The sequence below is a fragment of the Pseudomonas sp. WS 5532 genome (genome assembly GCF_012985445.1).
Lineage (GTDB): Bacteria > Pseudomonadota > Gammaproteobacteria > Pseudomonadales > Pseudomonadaceae > Aquipseudomonas > Aquipseudomonas edaphica.
Genome location: NZ_JAAQWK010000013.1, coordinates 119,242 through 138,121 on the forward strand (window position 1 = coordinate 119,242; position 18,880 = coordinate 138,121).

At 62.3% G+C, this 18,880-nt stretch carries 10 protein-coding genes; 5 read left to right on the forward strand and 5 right to left on the reverse strand.

Annotated features, from left to right (window positions below):
• Position 1: 1 nt before the first annotated feature.
• Positions 2–11,017, reverse strand: coding sequence for a non-ribosomal peptide synthetase (locus tag HBO23_RS21600; RefSeq protein WP_170039684.1), 11,016 nt, complete (start codon positions 11,015–11,017; stop codon positions 2–4).
• A 209-nt stretch (positions 11,018–11,226) separates the two neighbouring features.
• On the opposite strand from HBO23_RS21600, the gene HBO23_RS21605 reads away from it, so the two are divergent.
• Both HBO23_RS21605 and HBO23_RS21610 read left to right on the forward strand, forming a co-directional pair.
• Complete coding sequence (locus HBO23_RS21605; RefSeq protein ID WP_017139593.1) at positions 11,227–11,490, forward strand: type II toxin-antitoxin system HicA family toxin; 264 nt, start codon at positions 11,227–11,229, stop codon at positions 11,488–11,490.
• Positions 11,475–11,840: a type II toxin-antitoxin system HicB family antitoxin gene (locus tag HBO23_RS21610; RefSeq protein WP_170039686.1), complete on the forward strand. Its 366-nt coding sequence runs from the start codon at positions 11,475–11,477 to the stop codon at positions 11,838–11,840. The genes HBO23_RS21605 and HBO23_RS21610 overlap by 16 nt, the downstream gene beginning before the upstream one ends.
• Here the strand turns inward: HBO23_RS21610 and HBO23_RS21615 are convergent.
• Entirely contained in the window at positions 11,807–13,012 is a 1,206-nt protein-coding gene (locus tag HBO23_RS21615; protein ID WP_170039688.1) for an MFS transporter, read from the reverse strand. The two genes, HBO23_RS21610 and HBO23_RS21615, sit on opposite strands and share 34 nt — an antisense overlap.
• Before the next feature lie 141 nt (positions 13,013–13,153).
• On the opposite strand from HBO23_RS21615, the gene HBO23_RS21620 reads away from it, so the two are divergent.
• Positions 13,154–13,747, forward strand: coding sequence for a TetR/AcrR family transcriptional regulator (locus HBO23_RS21620; RefSeq protein ID WP_138451557.1), 594 nt, complete (start codon positions 13,154–13,156; stop codon positions 13,745–13,747).
• Here HBO23_RS21620 and HBO23_RS21625 read toward each other — a convergent pair.
• From HBO23_RS21625 to HBO23_RS21635, 3 genes are all read right to left on the reverse strand, one after another.
• Positions 13,731–15,086, reverse strand: coding sequence for an MATE family efflux transporter (locus HBO23_RS21625; RefSeq protein ID WP_170039690.1), 1,356 nt, complete (start codon positions 15,084–15,086; stop codon positions 13,731–13,733). The genes HBO23_RS21620 and HBO23_RS21625 overlap by 17 nt on opposite strands.
• Positions 15,087–15,111: 25 nt before the next feature.
• A complete protein-coding gene (locus HBO23_RS21630) occupies positions 15,112–15,684 on the reverse strand; it encodes a DUF2239 family protein (RefSeq protein ID WP_170039692.1) in 573 nt (190 codons plus the stop codon).
• A 248-nt stretch (positions 15,685–15,932) separates the two neighbouring features.
• Entirely contained in the window at positions 15,933–16,763 is an 831-nt protein-coding gene (locus HBO23_RS21635; protein WP_170039694.1) for an IclR family transcriptional regulator, read from the reverse strand.
• Between the two features lie 242 nt (positions 16,764–17,005).
• Here HBO23_RS21635 and HBO23_RS21640 point away from each other — a divergent pair, with 242 nt between their 5' ends.
• Positions 17,006–18,034 carry an ABC transporter ATP-binding protein gene (locus HBO23_RS21640; RefSeq protein WP_017139600.1) on the forward strand — a complete coding sequence of 343 codons (1,029 nt, stop codon included), beginning with the start codon at positions 17,006–17,008 and terminating at the stop codon, positions 18,032–18,034.
• Positions 18,031–18,876 carry an ABC transporter permease gene (locus HBO23_RS21645; RefSeq protein WP_017139601.1) on the forward strand — a complete coding sequence of 282 codons (846 nt, stop codon included), beginning with the start codon at positions 18,031–18,033 and terminating at the stop codon, positions 18,874–18,876. The genes HBO23_RS21640 and HBO23_RS21645 overlap by 4 nt, the downstream gene beginning before the upstream one ends.
• Positions 18,877–18,880 lie beyond the last annotated feature (4 nt).

An 18,880-nucleotide genomic window follows, 5' to 3' on the forward strand; every position in this document is an offset into this window, starting at 1 on the left:
TTCAAATCGCCTCTAGTTCGCTCAAAAAGTCACGAAGGTCATCAAAATCTTCCGCGCTGCCGGCGCGGAAGGTGGCAGCGGCCTGGACATAGGCACGCAACGTTTCGGTCTGGAACACTTCCACCAGCGGCACTTCCAGCCCCAGTTCGGCCTGCACCCGCGAAGTGATCTGGATTGCCAGCAAGGAGTGGCCGCCCACTTCGAAGAAGTTGTCGTCCAGGCCCACGCGGGGCAGGTGCAGAATCTCGGCCCAGATTGCGGCGATCTGCTGCTCAAGCTCGGTTTGCGGGGCGACGTAGTGCTGCTGCATCAGGCTCGCATCCGGCTCGGGCAGGCCCTTGCGGTCGAGTTTGCCGTTGGGGGTCAATGGCATTTGGTCCAGGAACATGAAGTGCGTCGGCACCATGTAATCCGGTAGCCGGGTTTTCAGGGCCCGGCGCAGGCTGTCGCGGAACGCGGTGTGGTCGAGCTGCACGGTGGCAGGCACTACATAGGCGACCAATTGCTTACCGGCCTGGCCTTCCTGGGCCACGACGACGGTTTCGCCGACGCTGTCCTGCTCGCGCAGGCGTGCTTCGATCTCGCCCAACTCAATACGGAAACCACGAATTTTCACCTGATGGTCGACACGCCCGAGGTAATCCACCACGCCGTCCGCACGGCCACGGGTCAGGTCGCCGCTGCGGTAAACGCGGTTGCCGGGCTTGCCGAACGGGTCCGGCACAAAGCGTTCGGCGGTAAGCGCCGGGCGCTCCAGATAACCACGGGCCACGCCTTCGCCGCCGAGGTACAGCTCACCAGCCACGCCGATGGGTTGCAAGTTGAGTTGTGAGTCCAGCACGTAGCCGCTGCGGTTGCCCAACAGTGTGCCGATCGGCGCGTAGACGGCGCCGCAGGGATCGCCTCGGCGGGCTTTCCACAGCAATGGCGTGACCACGGTTTCGGTCGGGCCGTAGCCGTTGAACAGGTATGTTGGTTTCAGTGCGCGCCAAGCCAGGTCGTAACTGGCCTGCGCCACCGCATCACCGCCGAAGCAGTACACGCGCACATTGGGCGGGTTGCCATCGCGCTCGGCATGCTCGGCCAATTGTTGCAGGTACACCGGCGGGAACACGGCCATGGTCACGTTGTGACGGTGCATTTGCGCGTAGGTGTATTCCGGCAGCCACAGGCTGTCGTCGCGGATCAGTACGCTGGCGCCGTTGATCAGCGGGTGCATCCAGCCTTCGTGGGAGCCGTCGAAGGCAAAGGACATGAAATGCAATTCGCAGTCGGCGGGGCCGGTTTCGTAGCGTTCGCCCGTGGCGATGATGTGCGCCACCAGCGGGCCGTGGGAAACCGCCACGCCCTTGGGCATGCCGGTGGAGCCGGAGGTGTAGATCACGTAGGCGAGGTTGTCGCCGTCCAGATCGACCTGCGGCGCGGTATCGCTATAACCGGCCCAGTCTTCGGTGCGGTCAATGGCCAGGGTGTCCAGACCCTCGGCAAGCGGCAATTGCGGCAAGGCGCTGGTGTGGCTCAGCAGCAATTTCGCACGGCTGTCTTGCATCATGTACAGCAAGCGATCACGCGGGTATTCGATGTCCAGCGGCACATACACGCCACCGGCTTTCATCACCGCGAGGAACGCCACCATGATTTCCGCGCTGCGCGGCATGGCAATCGCCACACGCACTTCCGGGCCGACGCCACGGGCGATCAGCGCATGGGCCAGGCGGTTGGCCTGGCGGTTCAGCTCGCCATAAGTCAGGGTTTGCGTATCGAATTTGACCGCCACCGCATCCGGGTTTTCCCGGGCGCGATTGGCAAACATTTCATGCACCAGATGCTCGGCCGAGAAGCCGGCGTCGGCCTGGTTCCACAGCTGCAGGATGTGCTGTTGCTCATCCTGGCTGAGCAGGTTCAACTGGCTGATGGGCTGCTGCTGGTCGGCAACCATCGCCTGCAACAGGTTGTGCCAGTGACGGGCCATGCGTTCAATGGTCGAGGCTTCGAACAGGTCGGTCGCATAGCTCAAGGACGCACTCAACTGGTCACGGGACTCCTCGATGTCCAGGGTAAGGTCGAAATGCGCAGCCGTTTCATCCCAGCTCACCGGGCTCATGTCCAACTGCGCCAGGCGCTGTAAATGCTCGCTGGCCTGACTGATGTGATGGTTGAACGCCACTTGGAACAACGGGCTCAAACTCAGGCTGCGCTCAGGTTGCAGGGCCTCGACCAGTTGCTCGAACGGCAGGTCCTGATGGGCCTGGGCTTCCAGCGCGCGCTGCTTGACCTGCTGCAGCAACTGGGCAACGGTGGTTTGCGCGTCGATCTCGGCCTTGAGCACCTGGGTGTTGACGAAGAAGCCGATCAGCCGTTCGGTTTCTACGCGGTTGCGGTTGGCGATTGGCACGCCGACACGGATGTCCCGCTGGCCGCTGTAGCGATGCAACAGCGCGTGGTAGGAGGCCAGCAACAGCATGAACAGCGTCACACCTTCGCGCTGGGCCAACGATTTGAGGCCATCGAGCAACGGGGCCGGCAGCGCAATATACAGACGTGCGCCGCGATGGGACGGTACCGCAGGGCGCTGGTGATCAAAAGGCAACTCCAGCACCGGTTGCTCGCCGCCGAGCAGTTCACGCCAGTAGTCGAGCTGGCGCGCCTTTTCACCGGCTTCCATCCAGTCGCGCTGCCATTTTGCGTAGTCGGCGTACTGGATCGGCATTGCCGGCAATTGCAGGGCCTGGCCTTGGCTGTAGGCCGTATACAACTGCACCAGTTCGTCGACCATCACTTGCATCGACCAGCCGTCGGAGATGATGTGATGTTGCACCAGGACCAGCACATGCTCGTCTTCAGCCAGGCGCAAGAGGCTCACACGCATCAGCGGCCCCTGGCGCAGATCGAACGGTTGCGCCACCAGCGCTTGCACCCTGGATTTGAGCTGCGCTTGGTCGGTGAGCGCGAATGCGAGTTCGATCCGCGCCTGTGGGCTGACCACTTGCACCGTGCGGTCGGTTTCTTGCTGAAAATGCGTGCGCAGGCTGTCGTGACGCGCTACCAGGGTATCGAAGGCACGTTGCAGGGCGCAGCGGTCGAGCGAACCTTTCAGGCGCAGCGCACTCGGCACGTGATAGGCCGAACTGTGTGGGTCCAGTTGCCAGAGGAACCACTGCCGTTCCTGGGCGTAGGACAGCAACAATTGCTGATCGCTGTCCGCCGCCACCATCGCCGGCGCCGAAGCGCTGACCGCGGCCAGAGTGTTGACCCCAGCCAGAGTGTTAACAAAGTCGCCCAGCACGGGCTGCTCAAACAGCGTGCGCAGTGCAACTTCGAGCCCCAGGCCATGGCGCAAGCGGGACACCACTTGCGTGGCGAGCAACGAATGCCCGCCCATCTCGAAGAAGTGATCGTTGAGCCCTACCCGTACGGCGCCCAGCACCTGGGCCCAGATGGCCGCGACACGTTGCTGGGTCTCGGTGACCGGTGCAACCCAATCGACCAGAGCTTGGCTGGTATCCGGCTTGGGCAGCGCGGCACGGTCGAGCTTGCCGTTGGGGCTCAGCGGCAGGCGCTCCAGCACCAGCAGATGCGCCGGCACCATGTAGTCCGGCAGCTCTTGGCGCAACGCGGCCTTGAGCTGCGTGCGCAACTGGGCCTGCTCGGTGTCGGACAATGACTGGCTGGCCACGATATAGCCGACCAACTGGTTGTCCGCCGCGATCACCAGCGCCTCGCGCACACTGGCCTGGGCCAGCAGGCGCGCTTCGATTTCACCCAACTCGATACGGAAACCTCGCACCTTGACCTGATGGTCGATTCGCCCCACGTACTCGATCATCCCATCGGCGCGATAGCGCGCCAGGTCACCGGTGCGGTACAAACGGCCGACGCCGTCAGCACAGAAAGGATCGGGAATGAAGCGGTGGGCCGTCAGGTCCGCACGCTTGAAATAACCCCGCGCCAGCAGCGGCCCGCCGATCACCAACTCGCCGGCGACACCTACCGGCACCGGGTTGAGGTTGGCATCCAGCAGGTAAATGGCACGGCCATCCAGCACGCGGCCAATCGGCATCATCGACGGCAAGGCTTCACGGCCCTCGACATACGCGGCGCAGTCCAGGGCAGTGGCGGTCACGGTGGCTTCGGTAGGCCCGTAGGTATTGAGCAGCCGCACATGCTGCAAGCCTGCTGCGCGCCAGGCATTCAGCCCTTCAGGCGGCATGGCTTCGCCGCCAATGTGCAGTTGGCGCAGGCGCCCGTAATCACGTGGGCCTAGGTCTGCAAAGTCGCGCACCAGAGACAGCCAATAGGCCGTGGTCAGGTCGACCACGGAAATATCGTGTTCAATCAGTTGCTGGTAGAAGGTGTCGCTGTCCCACAGTTCGCCACCGCGTACCACCACCGCCGCACCGCAGCACAGCGCCGGGTAGAGCTGCTCGACAAAACCGTCGAAGTTGAAGGTGCCAAATTGCAGCACGCGGTCATGGGCCTGCAGCGCAAACAGTTCGGTGAATACTTCCACATGCCGGGCCAGGGACGCCAGGTCGATGCCCACGCCTTTTGGCCTGCCGGTCGAGCCGGAAGTGAACATCACGTAGGCCAGGTTGGCCGGCTGCGCCCTCGACACGGGGTTTTCAGCACTGTAATCGGCCAACCAGTCTGCGCCGGACTCCAGGCACACAAGCGTCAGGTTCGCGCTGATCGGCAGATGCGCCACCAACGGCTGCTGAGTCAGCAGTAATTGCAGACCGCTGTCCTCGATCATGCATTGCAGGCGTTCGGCCGGGTATTTCGGGTCCAGCGGCACATAAGCGCCACCGGACTTGAGCACCGCCAGCAAGCCAACGATCATTTCCAGGGAACGGTCCACCGCCACGCCCACCAGGGTGTCGGCGCTGACGCCCAACGCGATCAGACGATGGGCCAGGCGATTGGCGCGCAGGTTGAGGTCGGCGTAGGTCATACGCTGCTGGTCCAGGATCAGCGCGATGTTTTGCGGGTGCCGCGCGGCTTGTTGTTCGAAGCGCTGCAATACGCTTGCCTTGGCCGTTTGAGCAACACTGCGCGGGTTCCAGTCTTGCAGTACGCGGGTGTATTCAGGGTCCAACAGCAAGGGGATGGCGCCCACGGCTTGCTCCGGCGCCTGGATAAATTGCTGCAGCAAGCCCTGCAAGTAGGTGCCGATGTGCTGCACAGTGTCGGTGTCGAACTGCGCACGCAGGTATTCCAGGTGCAGGCTCAGGCGCTCGCCGCCGTGCACGGTCAGTGTCAACGGGTAGTTGGTGCGCTCCTGATGACTGACGCCACTGAAACGCAAACCGCCCTCGCCCGACTGTTCCAGCGTCTTGGCCACCGGGAAGTTTTCGAACACCACCAGCGTGTCGAATAATGCCTCACCGGCCGAACCGGCCCAGCGCTGGATATCAAACAGCGGCGTGTGTTCATGCTCGCGCATTTCCAGGTTCAGTGCCTGTACGCATCGCACCCAATCGCTGACGCTTTGCGCCGGGCTGGCGGCGGCAATCAGCGGCAAGGTGTTGATGAACAGGCCGACTTGCTGCTCGACATCCGCCAATTGCGCCGGGCGCCCGGAAACCGTCACCCCACAGGCGACGCTGGACTGGCCGGTGTAGCGTTGCAGCAGCAACAGCCACGCCGATTGCACCAGGGTATTGAGGGTCACTTGGTGTGCACGGGCGAAGACCGCCAGGCGCTGCGTCTGGATAGCATCCCACTCACAAAGCACTTCACCGTATTCACCCGCACTCTGCGCTGGGCTCTTGGCCACACTGCGCGCCAGGTGCGTCGGCTCGTCCAACTGCGCCAGGCGCTGGCGCCAAAAGGCCTCGCCCAACGCCGGATCCTGCTGCTGCAACCAGGCGATGTGCTGGGAAAACCCCGCGCCCACCGGCGCCAGTGCCTGGCCCTTGCAGGCCTGCAGCACTTCATTGAGCACCAGTGCGTTACTCCAGCCATCCATCAGGATGTGATGGCTGGTGTAGATCAAGTGCCAGCAGTCTTCAGCCGTACGTACCAACGCTACTCGCAGCAACGGCGGACGCGCCAGCTCGAAGCCCTCGCGATGGTGCTCGGCAGCCAGGCTGTCCAGGGCGGCGGGAAGTTCCTGACGCCCACGCCAGTCGAATTCGGTAAACGGCAAGCTGACCTGTCGATACACCACTTGCAGGGCCTGGCCCTGGTCGTCCTGCCAGACAAACCCGGTGCGCAACATGTCATGCCGTGCCAGCACTTGCGCCCAGGCGCGCTGGAAGACTGCCACGTCCAGGCCGTGCACATCGGCGCGCAGCTGGCTGACGTAAATATCATCCTCGCCCTGTTGGTAGAGGCTGTGAAACAGCATGCCCTGTTGCATCGGCGACAGCGGGTACAGGTCCTGCACGTCCCTTGCCGGCAGTGCCAACTCGTCGAGCTGGGGTTGGGTCAATTGCGCCAGGGTCACGTCGGCCGGTGTCAGGCCGCCCTGTTTAGGGTCGACGCAATGCGCGATCAGTGCCAGCAGTTCCTGCTGGTAATCATCCGCCAGCTGCTGGACAGTCGCGACCTCGAACATTTCACGGCTGAACCCCCACTGCAGGGCCAATTCACCGCCGTACACCTGCCCCTCCACCGTCAGCCAGTTAGCCAGCGGCGCCTCCGGGTCTTGAGCCTGCCCACTGCCCTGGGTGGCGGGAACGAACAGCGCCGACTCGTTGAACTGGCGGTCGAACTGCCCCAGGTAGTTGAACGTGATGCGTGGCGCGGCCAGGTTCGAGAGCGCTTCACGGGCGTCAGGCGTGCCGAGGTAGCGCAGCAGGCCGTAGCCAATGCCTTTGTGCGGCACGGCGCGCAGTTGTTCCTTCACCGATTTGATCGCCGCCGACAGCTCGCCATCAGCTTGCAGGCGCACCGGGAACAGGCTGGTGAACCAGCCCACGGTGCGGCTCAAGTCAAGCGTGTCGAACAGGTCTTCACGGCCATGGCCTTCCAGCTGGATCAGCGCGGCAGGCTGCCCGCTCCAGCGACTGACCACGCGCGCCAGCGCGGTTAGCAGCAAGTCATTGACCTGGGTGCGGTAGGCCGCCGGGGCGTCTTGCAGCAGTTGACGGGTGTGTTCGGCGCTCAAGCGGATTTCGAGCTTGCTGCCCAGGCGATTCTGCAGGCCGCCCTGGGGGTTGTCGCAGGGCAGATCGGCGCTCGCGGTCTGGGCCTGCCAGTACGGCAGCTGGTTGCCCAGCGTCAGCGCATGGGCCTGCAACTGCTGCGCCCAGTCTTGGTAGGCACTGGTCTTGGCCGGCAGCGCAGCGTTGCGGTAAGCCTGCTGCAGGTCTTCGAGCAGGATGCGCCACGACACGCCATCGACCACCAGGTGATGCACCACCAGCAGCAGGCGCTGGGCGCCGTCTGCCATCGAGACCAGTACCGCGCGCAGCAGCGGACCCTGTTCAAGGTTGAGGCTGCCGTGTGCCTTGTCGCAAAGTGCGGCCAGCTCAGCCTCGTCAGCGACTTGGGCCTGCCACACTGAAGCACTTGCAACCGGCTCGGCGTGGGCCTGCTGCCAACCGTCTGCCTGGCGCACAAAACGCAGGCGCAGGGCGTCATGGTGGTTAATCAAACGGGTCAAGGCCGCGTCAATGCGCGCGGGCTCCAGGGCTTCACGCGGGGCCAACAGCAGCGACTGGTTCCAATGCTGGCGCGCCGGGATCACCTGCTCGAAAAAGCTGTGTTGCACGGGCGTGAGGATCACCTCGCCGCTGACTGGCCCCTGATCGATAACCGCCGCCTGTTCAAAGCTCGCCACCAGCGCCAGGCTGCGCACGCTCTGGTACTGGAACAGGTCACGCGGGCTGAGGCGAATCCCCGCCTGACGGGCGCGGCTGACCACTTGGATGGAGATAATCGAATCGCCACCCAGCTCGAAGAAGTTGTCGTCCAGACCGACTTGCGCGGCGCCGAGCACATCACTCCAGATTGCCGCCAGGGCTTTTTGCAGGGCGTTTTCAGGCGCGATAAAGGCTTGCTGCGGCGCAGCATCCGGCAACGGCAGCGCCTTGCGGTCGAGCTTGCCGTTGGCAGTGACCGGCAGTTTGGCCAGGGTGACGAAGTGCGTGGGCACCATGTATTCCGGCAGGCTGCTGAGCAACCAGGCCTTGAGGTCGCTCGGCGCTTCACCCTCGTTAACCAGGTAGGCAACCAGCTGTTTGCCGCCCTGCACCAGCACCACCGCTTCGCGCACCTGCGGGTGTTGCATCAGCCGGGTTTCGATTTCGCCCAGCTCGATACGCAAACCGCGCAGCTTGACCTGATGGTCGAGGCGGCCGAGGTACTCGATCACGCCATCGGCACGCTGGCGCACGCGGTCGCCGGTGCGATAGAGGCGCTCGCCGTCAACAAAAGGGCTCGGCACAAAGCGTTCGGCGGTCAAGCCCGGGCGGCGGTGATAGCTGCGCGCCAGGCCGACGCCGCCCAGGTACAACTCGCCAGAGACACCGGCGGGCACCGGGTTGAGCTGGGCGTCGAGGACATAGGTGGCCAGGTTGGCAATCGGACGACCGATGGGCACGCTGTCGGCGCCTTCGTCGACGCATGTCCAGTGGGTGACGTCGATGGCGGCTTCGGTGGGGCCGTAGAGGTTGAACAAACCCGTCGCTGGCAGTTTGGCGAACACCTGCAACTGCGCGTCCAACGGCAAGGCTTCGCCGCTGCACACGATGCGTTTGAGGCTCGTACAAGCCTGCACGCCCGCCTCATGGATAAACGCCTGGAGCATCGACGGCACGAAGTGCAAGGTGGTAATGGCGTGACGGCCGATGGTCTGGATCAGTCGCGCCGGCTCGCGATGTTCGCCAGGAGCGGCGACCACCAGCCGAGCGCCGGTCATCAATGGCCAGAAAAATTCCCACACCGACACATCAAAGCTGAACGGGGTTTTCTGCAAGACCGCATCGCTGGCGTCCAGGCCGTAAGCCTGCTGCATCCAGCACAAGCGGTTGACCAGCGCGCGATGGCTGTTGCCGGCGCCCTTGGGTTTGCCGGTGGAACCGGAGGTGTAAATCACGTAGGCCAGGTTGAGCGCCTGGATGGCCACGGCCGGTGATTCGCGGCTATAGCCGTCAAGCCAACCCGGCGCCTGGTCCAGAACGATCACTTGCACGCCATTAATCGGCAACAAAGCCTGCAGGCTCTGCTGGCTGAGCAACAGCTTGATGCCGCTGTCTTCGATCATGTAGGCGAGGCGTTCCTGGGGGTATTCGGGGTCCAACGGCACATAGGCACCGCCGGCCTTGAGGATCGCCAACAGGCCCACCACCATCTCGACCGAGCGCTCCACACAGATACCCACCAGCACGTCAGGGCCGACGCCCTGCTCGCGCAAGGCATGGGCCAACTGGTTGGCGCGGGCGTCGAGCTGGGCATAGCTCAACGTGGTCGCACCAAACACCAGCGCCGGAGCATCCGGGGTGCGCTGTACCTGCTCTTCAATGAGCCGATGCACTCCTTGCGCGGTCGGGTACGCCTGGGCCGTCTGGTTCCATGCCTGGACCAGCACCTGCTGCTCATCGGCGGCCAGCATCGGCAACTCACCGATGCGGTGTTCGTCGCCGGAAACCATGGCCTGCAGCAGGCTGATCCAGTGCTGGGCCATACGCGTAATAGAAGGCGCGTCAAACAGGTCGTTGGCGTAGGTCAACGCAGCCTGCAAGGTGCCGGACTTTTCATAGGTATCCAGGGTCAGGTCGAACTGGGTGGTACGGCCTTGCCACTCCACCAGCGCCAGTTCCAGGCCGGAGGCGGTGCTCACCGAGGCAATGTCCGCTACCACCGGCTGGTGGTTGTACATCACCTGAAACAGCGGCGTATGGCTCAGGCTGCGCTCGACCTTGAGGGCTTCCACCAGACGCTCGAACGGCAGCTCCTGATGGGCCTGGGCGCCGAGGGCGTGCTCCTTGATGCCCTGCAACAGTTCGGCGACACGGGTTTGCCCGGTTAACTCGGTACGCAGAACCTGAGTGTTGACGAAAAAACCGATCAGCCCTTCGACCTCACTGCGATTACGATTGGCGATCGGCACACCGACGCGGATATCGCCCTGCCCCGTGTAGCGATGCAACAACACGTTGAAAGCGCCCAGCAGCAACATGAACAGGGTGACGTTGTGCTTTTGCGCGCAACTACGCAGCTGCGCGGCGAGGCCTGAATCGATGGCGAAATTATGCCGGGTGCCCTGGTAGCTGGGCATGGCCGGACGCGGGCGATCGGTGGGCAGTTCCAGCACCGGATGCTCATCACCCAGACGTGCCTGCCAGTATTCAAGCTGGCGTGCCTGCTCCCCCGCTTCCAGCCAACGGCGCTGCCACAGGGCGTAGTCGCTGTACTGGATCGGCAGCGCCGGCAATTGCGGCGTCTCGTGGCGTTCGTGGGCGTCGTAGCAGCGAATGAACTCGTCGATCAGCACATTCATCGACCAGCCATCGGAGACGATGTGGTGCAGGGTCAGCAGCAGCACATGCTCTTGCGCATCGAGCTTGAGCAATTGCACGCGCAGCAGTGGGCCGTTTTCCAGATCGAACGGCAGCAGTGATTGACGGGGCGCCGCCTGATTGACGGCCTGCTCGCGTTCGTCAAAGCCCAGCGCACTGAAGTCCAGAGGCTCGACGGCAACCGACGGCTCGATGGCAACTTGCAGCAAACGATCGTCGGCCTGGCGCCGGAACACCGTGCGCAGGGTTTCATGACGTGCCACCAGGCTTGCGAATGCCTGCTCCAGTGCGCGCAGGCTGAGGGCGCCTTTTAACCGCACCGCGCCGGGTAGGTTATAGGCACCACTGGCCGGGTCCAGTTGCCACAGAAACCACATGCGCTGCTGCGCGTAGGACAGCGCCTGGCGATCCTCCACGTCCACGCCCGCCGGAATCGGAAACCGGGAAAAATCCACGCCTTCTTTCTGCAGGGCTTGCAGGAATACCTGGCGCTTTTCCAGGGGCAACCCGATAAACCGGCGAGCAAGTTTCAAGGAGTCTTCAGCATTCATTTCTTGGAGTCCGGAACAATAGGCAGGAAGCACAAAGGCACGTCGTCCCTATAAAACGAACCGGACAAGGAAAAATTAGCGGGGCGTAAGCGGCGTGAAGCGCGGTGTCATCAAGGGTTACATCAATCTCAGCCAAGGCTCGCAAACTCAGGCTAGCATTGACGAACACCACTTTTTGCAACTACATTTAGTTACACGCAGGGAACGCCGTGTCCAAAAATGAAAAGCTGCTCGCCAAACTGCTCAATGAGCACATGGCTTTTACCTGGCCTGAGCTGGTAACGCTGCTGCACCAGCTCGGCTACAGACAGATTGAAGGGGCTGGAAGCCGCGTAAAATTCGATATCGGCAACCCCAGTGCAATGATCACCTTGCACAGGCCCCATCCCGGCAACGAACTGAAACACTACATTCGGCGCCAGATCATCGAACAATTGAAATCAGGAGAACTGATTCAGTGGACAACCAACTGAAACACCAAGGCTACATCGGCTCTATCGAAGCCAGCCTCGAAGACAACTGCCTGTTCGGCAAGGTGCTGTTCATCAAGGCACTGGTGAGCTACGAAGGCAAAACCGTCGCCGAACTGGACGCGGCGTTCCGTGAGGCCGTGGATGACTACCTCGTAACCTGCCAGGCGCTGGGGCAAACCCCGGAGAAACCTTGCAAGGGTTCATTCAACGTGCGAGTTGGGCATGACCTGCATTTGGCAGCGGCCCTGGCAGCGACGCGCAAGAAAGTGACGCTCAATGACCTGACGCGGCAGGCGCTGAATGAGTTTCTGCAACATCACTGCGTAGAACCACTCCCGGCGGTAGGCTGACGCCCCAACCGCCGATACCCAAACGCGGCTGAACCCAACACCACCGCCCCGGCCGCCAATGCCACCCAGAACCCGCTGGCAGCGCCAAAGTGGTCGATCATCCAACCGGAGCTGGCGGCACCAATGGCCACGCCGATGCTCAGGCCGGTGATCAGCCAGGTCATGCCTTCAGTCAGGCGGCTGGGCGGCACCACCTGCTCCACCAGGGCCATGGAGACGATCAACGTTGGGGCAAAGAACAGCCCGGAGATAAAAATCGCCGCCGCCAGACCGGGGATATTGGTCACCAGCAGTAGCGGTAATGTGGTCAACGCAGTGGCTACGCCGCAAAACAGAAACTGCCGAGGCAACGGCGCCTTGAGCTTGAGCATGCCAAAGGCCAAGCCCGCCAGGCACGAGCCGATGGCATACACCGACAGCACGATACTGGCCGCCGCCGGTTGGCCCTGGTGTTGGGCAAAGGCTACGCTGACCACGTCCACCACACCCACGATCACGCCCATGGCGAGCAGCAGGATCATCAGGATCAGTACCGACGGTGAAGCGATCAACCAGCGCCCGTGGTGGTCTTGCGGCGCATGCACCGGCGGTTCTGTCGCGCGCTGCAGCACAAACGTGGTGACGCCAACCGCCAACAGCACCGCTGCCACCAATGGACCCGCTTCTGGGAACAGCACCACGCACAGCCCCACCGAAATCGGCGGGCCAATAATAAAACACACCTCATCAAGCACCGACTCCAGAGCAAACGCGGTTTGCAGCCTGGGCTGGCCGCGGTACAGCTCGGTCCAGCGCGCCCGTACCATGGCCGACATGTTCGGCATGCAACCAGCCAGTGCGGCGAACACAAACAGCGTCCAGGCTGGCGCCTGCAAGCGTGTGCACAGCAACAGCAGCAACAACGCTCCGCCGCCGATCAGCGCCGCAACCGGCAGCACCCGACCCTGGCCATAGCGGTCCACCAGGCGGGACACCTGCGGCGCGCAGAATGCCGTCGCCAGGGCAAACACTGCCGCCACCGAGCCTGCCAGGCCATAGCCGCCATGCACTTGCGAGAGCATGGTGATCAGGCCGATGCCGGTCATCGAAATCGGCATGCGCGCAAGCATGCCCGCCAGTACAAACGCCCGGCTGCCTGGGGCCTGGAATAACTCGGCGTAGGGATTTGCCATCCTGCTTAACCTCTTCCTCAACTCTTGAAACTTGCGATTTGCAGGTATCAAGGCAAAATACATACGGTGCGTATGTGACAAATCATGCGTAACATACGCAGCGTATGTCAATCACTCACTGAGATAACGCGAGCCTTACCCATGAGCCGAGTCCGTACCGAAATGATCGACGCCACCCGTGCCCGGCTGATCGCCAGCGCTCGCCAAGCCTTCGCTACCCAAGGCTACGCCAACACTTCGATGGATGATTTTACCGCGCGCGCCGGCCTCACCCGCGGTGCGTTGTACCATCACTTCGGCGACAAGAAAGGTTTATTGGCGGCGGTGGTCGCCGAGATCGACGCGGAGATGGACGCGCGCCTGCAAGGCATCAGCGACCAGGCGCAGGAGCCCTGGAGCGGCTTTTGTGAGCGCTGCCGCGCCTATTTGCGCATGGCCCAGGATGGCGAGATTCAACGCATCGTATTGCAGGATGCGCCTGCCGTACTCGGTGATACCGGCTCCCAGCAACAATGCGTGGAATCCCTGCGCCAGTTGCTGGAGGCGATGATGCAGGCCGGTGTCATCCAGCAAGCCCCCAGCGTCGCGCTGGCCCAGTTGATCAATGGCAGCCTGGTCAACACGGCCCTGTGGATCGCCCGTGACGAACACCCACACGTGCGTCTGCAAGAAGGTTTGCAGGGCCTGGAGCTGTTACTGCAAGGCCTGAAGCAACCTGTCACACCAGCCGTTTGATCTGCTTGTGGCGCCACACCAAGCGGTAATAGGCGGTCTGCAACACCAGCATCGCCAGGTAGGTCACCGGAAACGCCATCCACACGCCTTCCAGGCCGAAGTGCGCGTTGAACAGATACGCCATTGGCAACTCGACACACAGCACACAGAAGATCGAAATCGCCACCGGCATCAACACCACGCCGCTGGCGCGCATGATCCCGCCGATCACCGCCTGGAACCCGAATACCAGGATGCTCCACAGCATGATATGCAGCAGGTGCTCGGCATTGAGCCGCGCCGCGTCGTCCGTGATGAACAAACCCAGCAACCAGTGGGACAACAAGTAACCCAACAGGATCAAGCCACCGGTGAGACACAGATTGATCACAAGCCCGGTGCGCAGGATCGGCCCGATACGCTCCAGGCGCCCGGCACCAATCGCCTGGGCACCGAGGATCGAGGCCGTGATCGCAATCGACAGCGCCGGGAACTGCACATAGTTGACGATCTGCGTCACCGCGCCATAGGCCGCCGTAGCTTGTGAGCCGTGACCGTTGACCAGCGCCAGAATCACCAGCTCCGACAGCGACAACACCACCATCTGCAAGCCGGTTGGCAAGCCGATGCGCAGGACCTTGCCGAGGATGGCCCGGTCCAGGCGCAAGGCCACGAGCAGTTCACGGTCCGGCGCCATCACATGGCTTTTATGCCGCAGGCGCAAAATCAGAAACAGCATGGCCGCCGCGTTGCCCACCAAGCCTGCATACACCGCACTCTGAATCCCCATGGGTGGCAAGCCGATCCAGCCACGGATCAGCGCCGGGGTCAGCAGCAGGCCGACCAGGGTCGAGACCATCAACGCCAGCAACGGCGAAACCGTATCGCTCACACCCCGTAACAGCTGGGTGTAGAGGATAAACACCAGCAGCAGCGGCATGATCAACATCATCATCTGGGCATAACCCACTGCGTCGTCGAGCACATCGATTGGCGTACCCAACGCCTGCAACGCCGGGCGCGCGAACAGGCTGCCCAGCACTGCCGCGATCAAGCCCACCAGCGCGCCAAGTGTCAGGGTGGCGCCGGTAATCACCTTGACCATCGCAGTTTCCTGGGCGCCCCAGGCTTGCCCTATCAACACTGAAGCGCCCGCCCCCAGGCCGATCACCAACGCAATAAAGAAAAATACGATGGGGAACATCCCCGACACCGCCGCCAGCGCCTGGGTGCCGAGCATCTGCCCGACATAGATGCCGTTGAGGGTGCCGGAAAAGCTTTGCAGGAAGTTGGACAGCACCATGGGTGCCAAAAACATCAGGTAGATCTGCCACAACGGCCGCTTTGGGGTGACGTCCATGCTGGTTTGAATCCTTGAATTATTGTTATGCGGTAAAGGCATTGCGTGATAGCCAGGCCAGGTACGTCTGCACGTCTACCGGCCAATGCGCGATCTTATGGGAAAAGTCAGCACCATCATGGGCAAACAGCGCCCGTGACGCGTCTTCAAACCCTGGCAGGTCACCGCCGAGGGCGCTCATGAAACGATAGCTGGCTTCTTTGGCCTGGCGCATTTGATCATGGGCTGCGTGAACAGTGCGCGCTTCATCCACCAACCGGCGTAACGCCGCCGACGCGCCGCCACGTTGTTGGCCCAGCCATTCCCAGTGGCGCGGCAGCAGAGTGACTTCCCGCGCAACCACGCCCAACTTGGGACGGCCGACCGAAGGCACTGCAGGCTGCTCTTCATCGACTTGGGCCGGTGCCGCTTGGACAGGCGCATAATCCGCAGGCCACGGATAATCGACCTGGGTGCCGGTGGCATCGTCGAAGACCAGGAAACTGCCGGTGGGCAGGTCAAGGCCCGCCAGCGCTTCGGCCACCTGGGAATAGGCGCCGGCTGCCACGCGTTGGTGACGGACAAAGGCAGTGCAGACTGCTGTATTTTGAATAGGCATTGATTATTACCCGGGCGATATTTATTTTACCCGGATTATATTAACTATATTTCAATAATCCGCAAACCGATGCGGTAAAAACCGTCGGCGCGGCCACACACTTGTCGCGTTAGCTGCAACCTGAACCTGTGGGAGCTGGCTTGCCTGCGATTGCGATTTGGCAGCTTGCATCTTCGGCGACTGGTGTACCGCCATCGCAGGCAAGCCATCTCCCACACAAAAGCGGATCTTCATTGCGTTGAGATGAGCTAGCCACCAAAGGTCTGGGACGGCCGACGCAACGTCGGATCAAACGGGTTGATCCGTGGCCCGATCGCCGCCGCTTCGCGCTTGAGCAACTCCACCACCATCGGCAACCGGCTCGGCCCCAAGCGGTCACTGATGGTCGCCACACTCAGCGCCGCCACCGCGTGCCCGTCGCGATTCAGAATCGGCACCGCCAACCCGGCCATGCCTTCGAGCACGCCGGTGTTACGCGCCGCATAACCCAGACGCCGCACATTCTCGACCTCGGAGCGCAACAACACCTCGTCATACAGGTGAAAATCCTTGAGGCGTGGCAGGTTGTAGCGAATCATCGTCTCACGCTCCTCCTCCGGCAAGAACGCCAGAATCGCCAGGCTGCCCTGCCCCACGCCTAGCGCCACGCGCCCGCCGATATCGCCAGTGAAGGTGCGAATCGGATACGGCCCTTCGCTGCGGTCCAGGCAGATCGCATCAAAGCCGCTGCGCGCCAGCAAAAACAGCGAATCGCCCAATGAAGCACTCAGGCGCAACATGCTCGGGCGCACCAGATCGCGCAAATTACCAGTCTTACCCGCGTTGGCCGCCAGGGCGAAGAACTCCAGGCTCAGGCGATAGCGCTTACTGCGCGCATCCTGCTCAACCATGCCCTCCTCCATCAGGCTGCGTAGCAGCCGGTGCGTGGTGGGTTGCGACAGCCCGACTTGCTGCGCGAGCTGAGTCACGCGCTCACCGCCTTCGGGCACTTCGCCCAACGTGCGCAATAACGCAAACAGCCGAGAGACGCTCCCCGCGCCGACTTCCTTACCGTTTTCATTCCGCTCAGTGGAATCCATAACACTTAATCTCGGTATACATTCTGGTGAATGAATAAAATTGAAAATAATAGTCCGTTCAGTGAAATTCCATCTTCCGCCCATCCTAGTCTTCGTCCTAATCTGCGTCCACAGGGGCGAAATGAACAACAACGAGCAGCCGACGTGAGATCGAGCGCCAACGCACCCGCAACACTCTTTTCGCATCTGCCCAAAACAAAAAAGCGCGTTTCGACGCGTCTCAAAAAAGGTGGAACGCAGACATGGCTTTTCTCCAACTCAACGCCTTGAGCAAACGCTACGGCGCCGTCGACGCTGTGGTCGCCACCGACCTTGCGGTGGAAAAAGGCGAGTTCGTTTCCCTGCTCGGCCCTTCGGGCTGCGGCAAAACCACCACGCTGCAAATGATCGCCGGTTTTGTGGACGTGAGCGGCGGGCAGATCCTGCTCGACGGCCGCGACATCACCCACGCCAAACCCGCCAGCCGTGGCTTGGGCGTGGTATTCCAGAGCTATGCGTTGTTCCCGCACATGAGCGTGCGTGACAACGTGGCCTTCGGCCTGAAGATGCGCAAAGTGCCGGCCGCCGAAATCGCCAGCAAAGTCAAAACCGTGTTGGAACTGGTGCGCCTGGCCCCGCACGCCGAGCGCTACCCGCGTGAATTGTCCGGCGGCCAGCGCCAACGTGTGGCCCTGGCGCGTGCGCTGGTGATCGAGCCGCCCGTGCTGCTGCTCGATGAGCCACTGTCCAACCTCGATGCCAACCTGCGCGAAGAAATGCAGTTTGAAATCCGCCGCATCCAGTGCGCCGTGGGCATCACCACCTTGATGGTCACCCACGATCAGGCCGAAGCGCTGTCGATCAGCGACCGCGTGGTGGTGATGCAGGCCGGGCGCGTGACCCAGATCGACGCGCCCTACAAGCTCTACGAACACCCACGTACGCGGTTTATCTCGGACTTTGTCGGCAAGGCCAACCTGCTGGCCGGTGACTATGACGAATTCGGCACTGCGCAAGTGCGTCTTGTCGGCGGCAAAGGCGAACTGGTCCTGAGCCTGCGCCCGGAAAAAATCCAGCTGGTGGATGCCGGCGCAGGCCGCCTGCAGGGCAAGGTACTCGACAGTTATTTCTTCGGCAGCCAATGGCTCTACCGCATCCAAACGTCTCTGGGCGAAATTACCGTGGTACGCAGCAATGACGGCAGCGCGCCGCTCGGCTGCGGCGCGCCGGTGGGCCTGGACTGGCACGCCGAATTGCTGCGTGTGCTGGCGGCCGATGAGGTGCGCGCATGAGCCGCGGTTATCTGTTATCGCTGCCGGCGCTGCTGCTGTTCAGCGGCCTGCTGATCCTGCCGCTGTTCATGACCCTGGTGCTGTCGTTCAACGTGTTCGACTACCAGGTGGGCGTGAAGGCTGGTGAGTGGACCTTTGCCCACTACCTGTCGCTGTTCAGCGATGCGTACTTCTACGAGATCTTCTGGCGCACCTTCTGGATCAGCGCCCTGGTGACCCTGCTGTGCGTGGTGATCGGCGTACCCGAAGCCTACATCCTCAGCCGTATGGGCACGCCGTGGCGCTCAATCTTTTTGATTTTGATCCTCACGCCGCTGCTGATTTCGGTGGTGGTGCGCGCCTTCGGCTGGAGCTTGTTGCTCGGCGCCGATGGGCTGGTCAACCAAGTCATCCAATTCCTCGGCGGGCGCCCGGTGAAGCTGCTGTACACGCCGTTCGCCGTGGTGATTGCACTGGTGCACGTGATGCTGCCGTTCATGATCATCCCGGTATGGACCTCGCTGCAAAAGCTCGACCCGTCGGCGGAACAGGCGGCGTTGTCGCTGGGCGCAAGCCAGGCCACGGTGATGCGTAAGATCGTATTGCCGCAAGTGATGCCGGGTGTGCTGTCCGGCACCTTGATCGTGTTCGGCTTGGCCGCCAGTTCGTTTGCGATCCCCGGCCTGCTCGGCGGACGCCGCCTGAAAATGGTCGCCACCGTGGTGTACGACCAGTACCTCTCGGAACTCAACTGGCCCATGGGCGCGACCATTGCGGTGGTGCTGCTGTTGGTCAATTTGCTGATCATGCTGAGCTGGAACCGCATGGTCGAAGGCCGCTACAAAAAGTCCCTGGGGGTTTAAGCGC

Coding starts and splice junctions, on each gene's coding strand:
- HBO23_RS21630 (WP_170039692.1), bottom strand. CDS start 15,684: ATGCCTATTCAAAATACAGCAGTCTGCACTGCCTTTGTCCGTCACCAA.
- HBO23_RS21615 (WP_170039688.1), bottom strand. CDS start 13,012: ATGGCAAATCCCTACGCCGAGTTATTCCAGGCCCCAGGCAGCCGGGCG.
- HBO23_RS21635 (WP_170039694.1), bottom strand. CDS start 16,763: ATGGATTCCACTGAGCGGAATGAAAACGGTAAGGAAGTCGGCGCGGGG.
- HBO23_RS21625 (WP_170039690.1), bottom strand. CDS start 15,086: ATGGACGTCACCCCAAAGCGGCCGTTGTGGCAGATCTACCTGATGTTT.
- HBO23_RS21645 (WP_017139601.1), top strand. CDS start 18,031: ATGAGCCGCGGTTATCTGTTATCGCTGCCGGCGCTGCTGCTGTTCAGC.
- HBO23_RS21600 (WP_170039684.1), bottom strand. CDS start 11,017: ATGAATGCTGAAGACTCCTTGAAACTTGCTCGCCGGTTTATCGGGTTG.
- HBO23_RS21620 (WP_138451557.1), top strand. CDS start 13,154: ATGAGCCGAGTCCGTACCGAAATGATCGACGCCACCCGTGCCCGGCTG.
- HBO23_RS21640 (WP_017139600.1), top strand. CDS start 17,006: ATGGCTTTTCTCCAACTCAACGCCTTGAGCAAACGCTACGGCGCCGTC.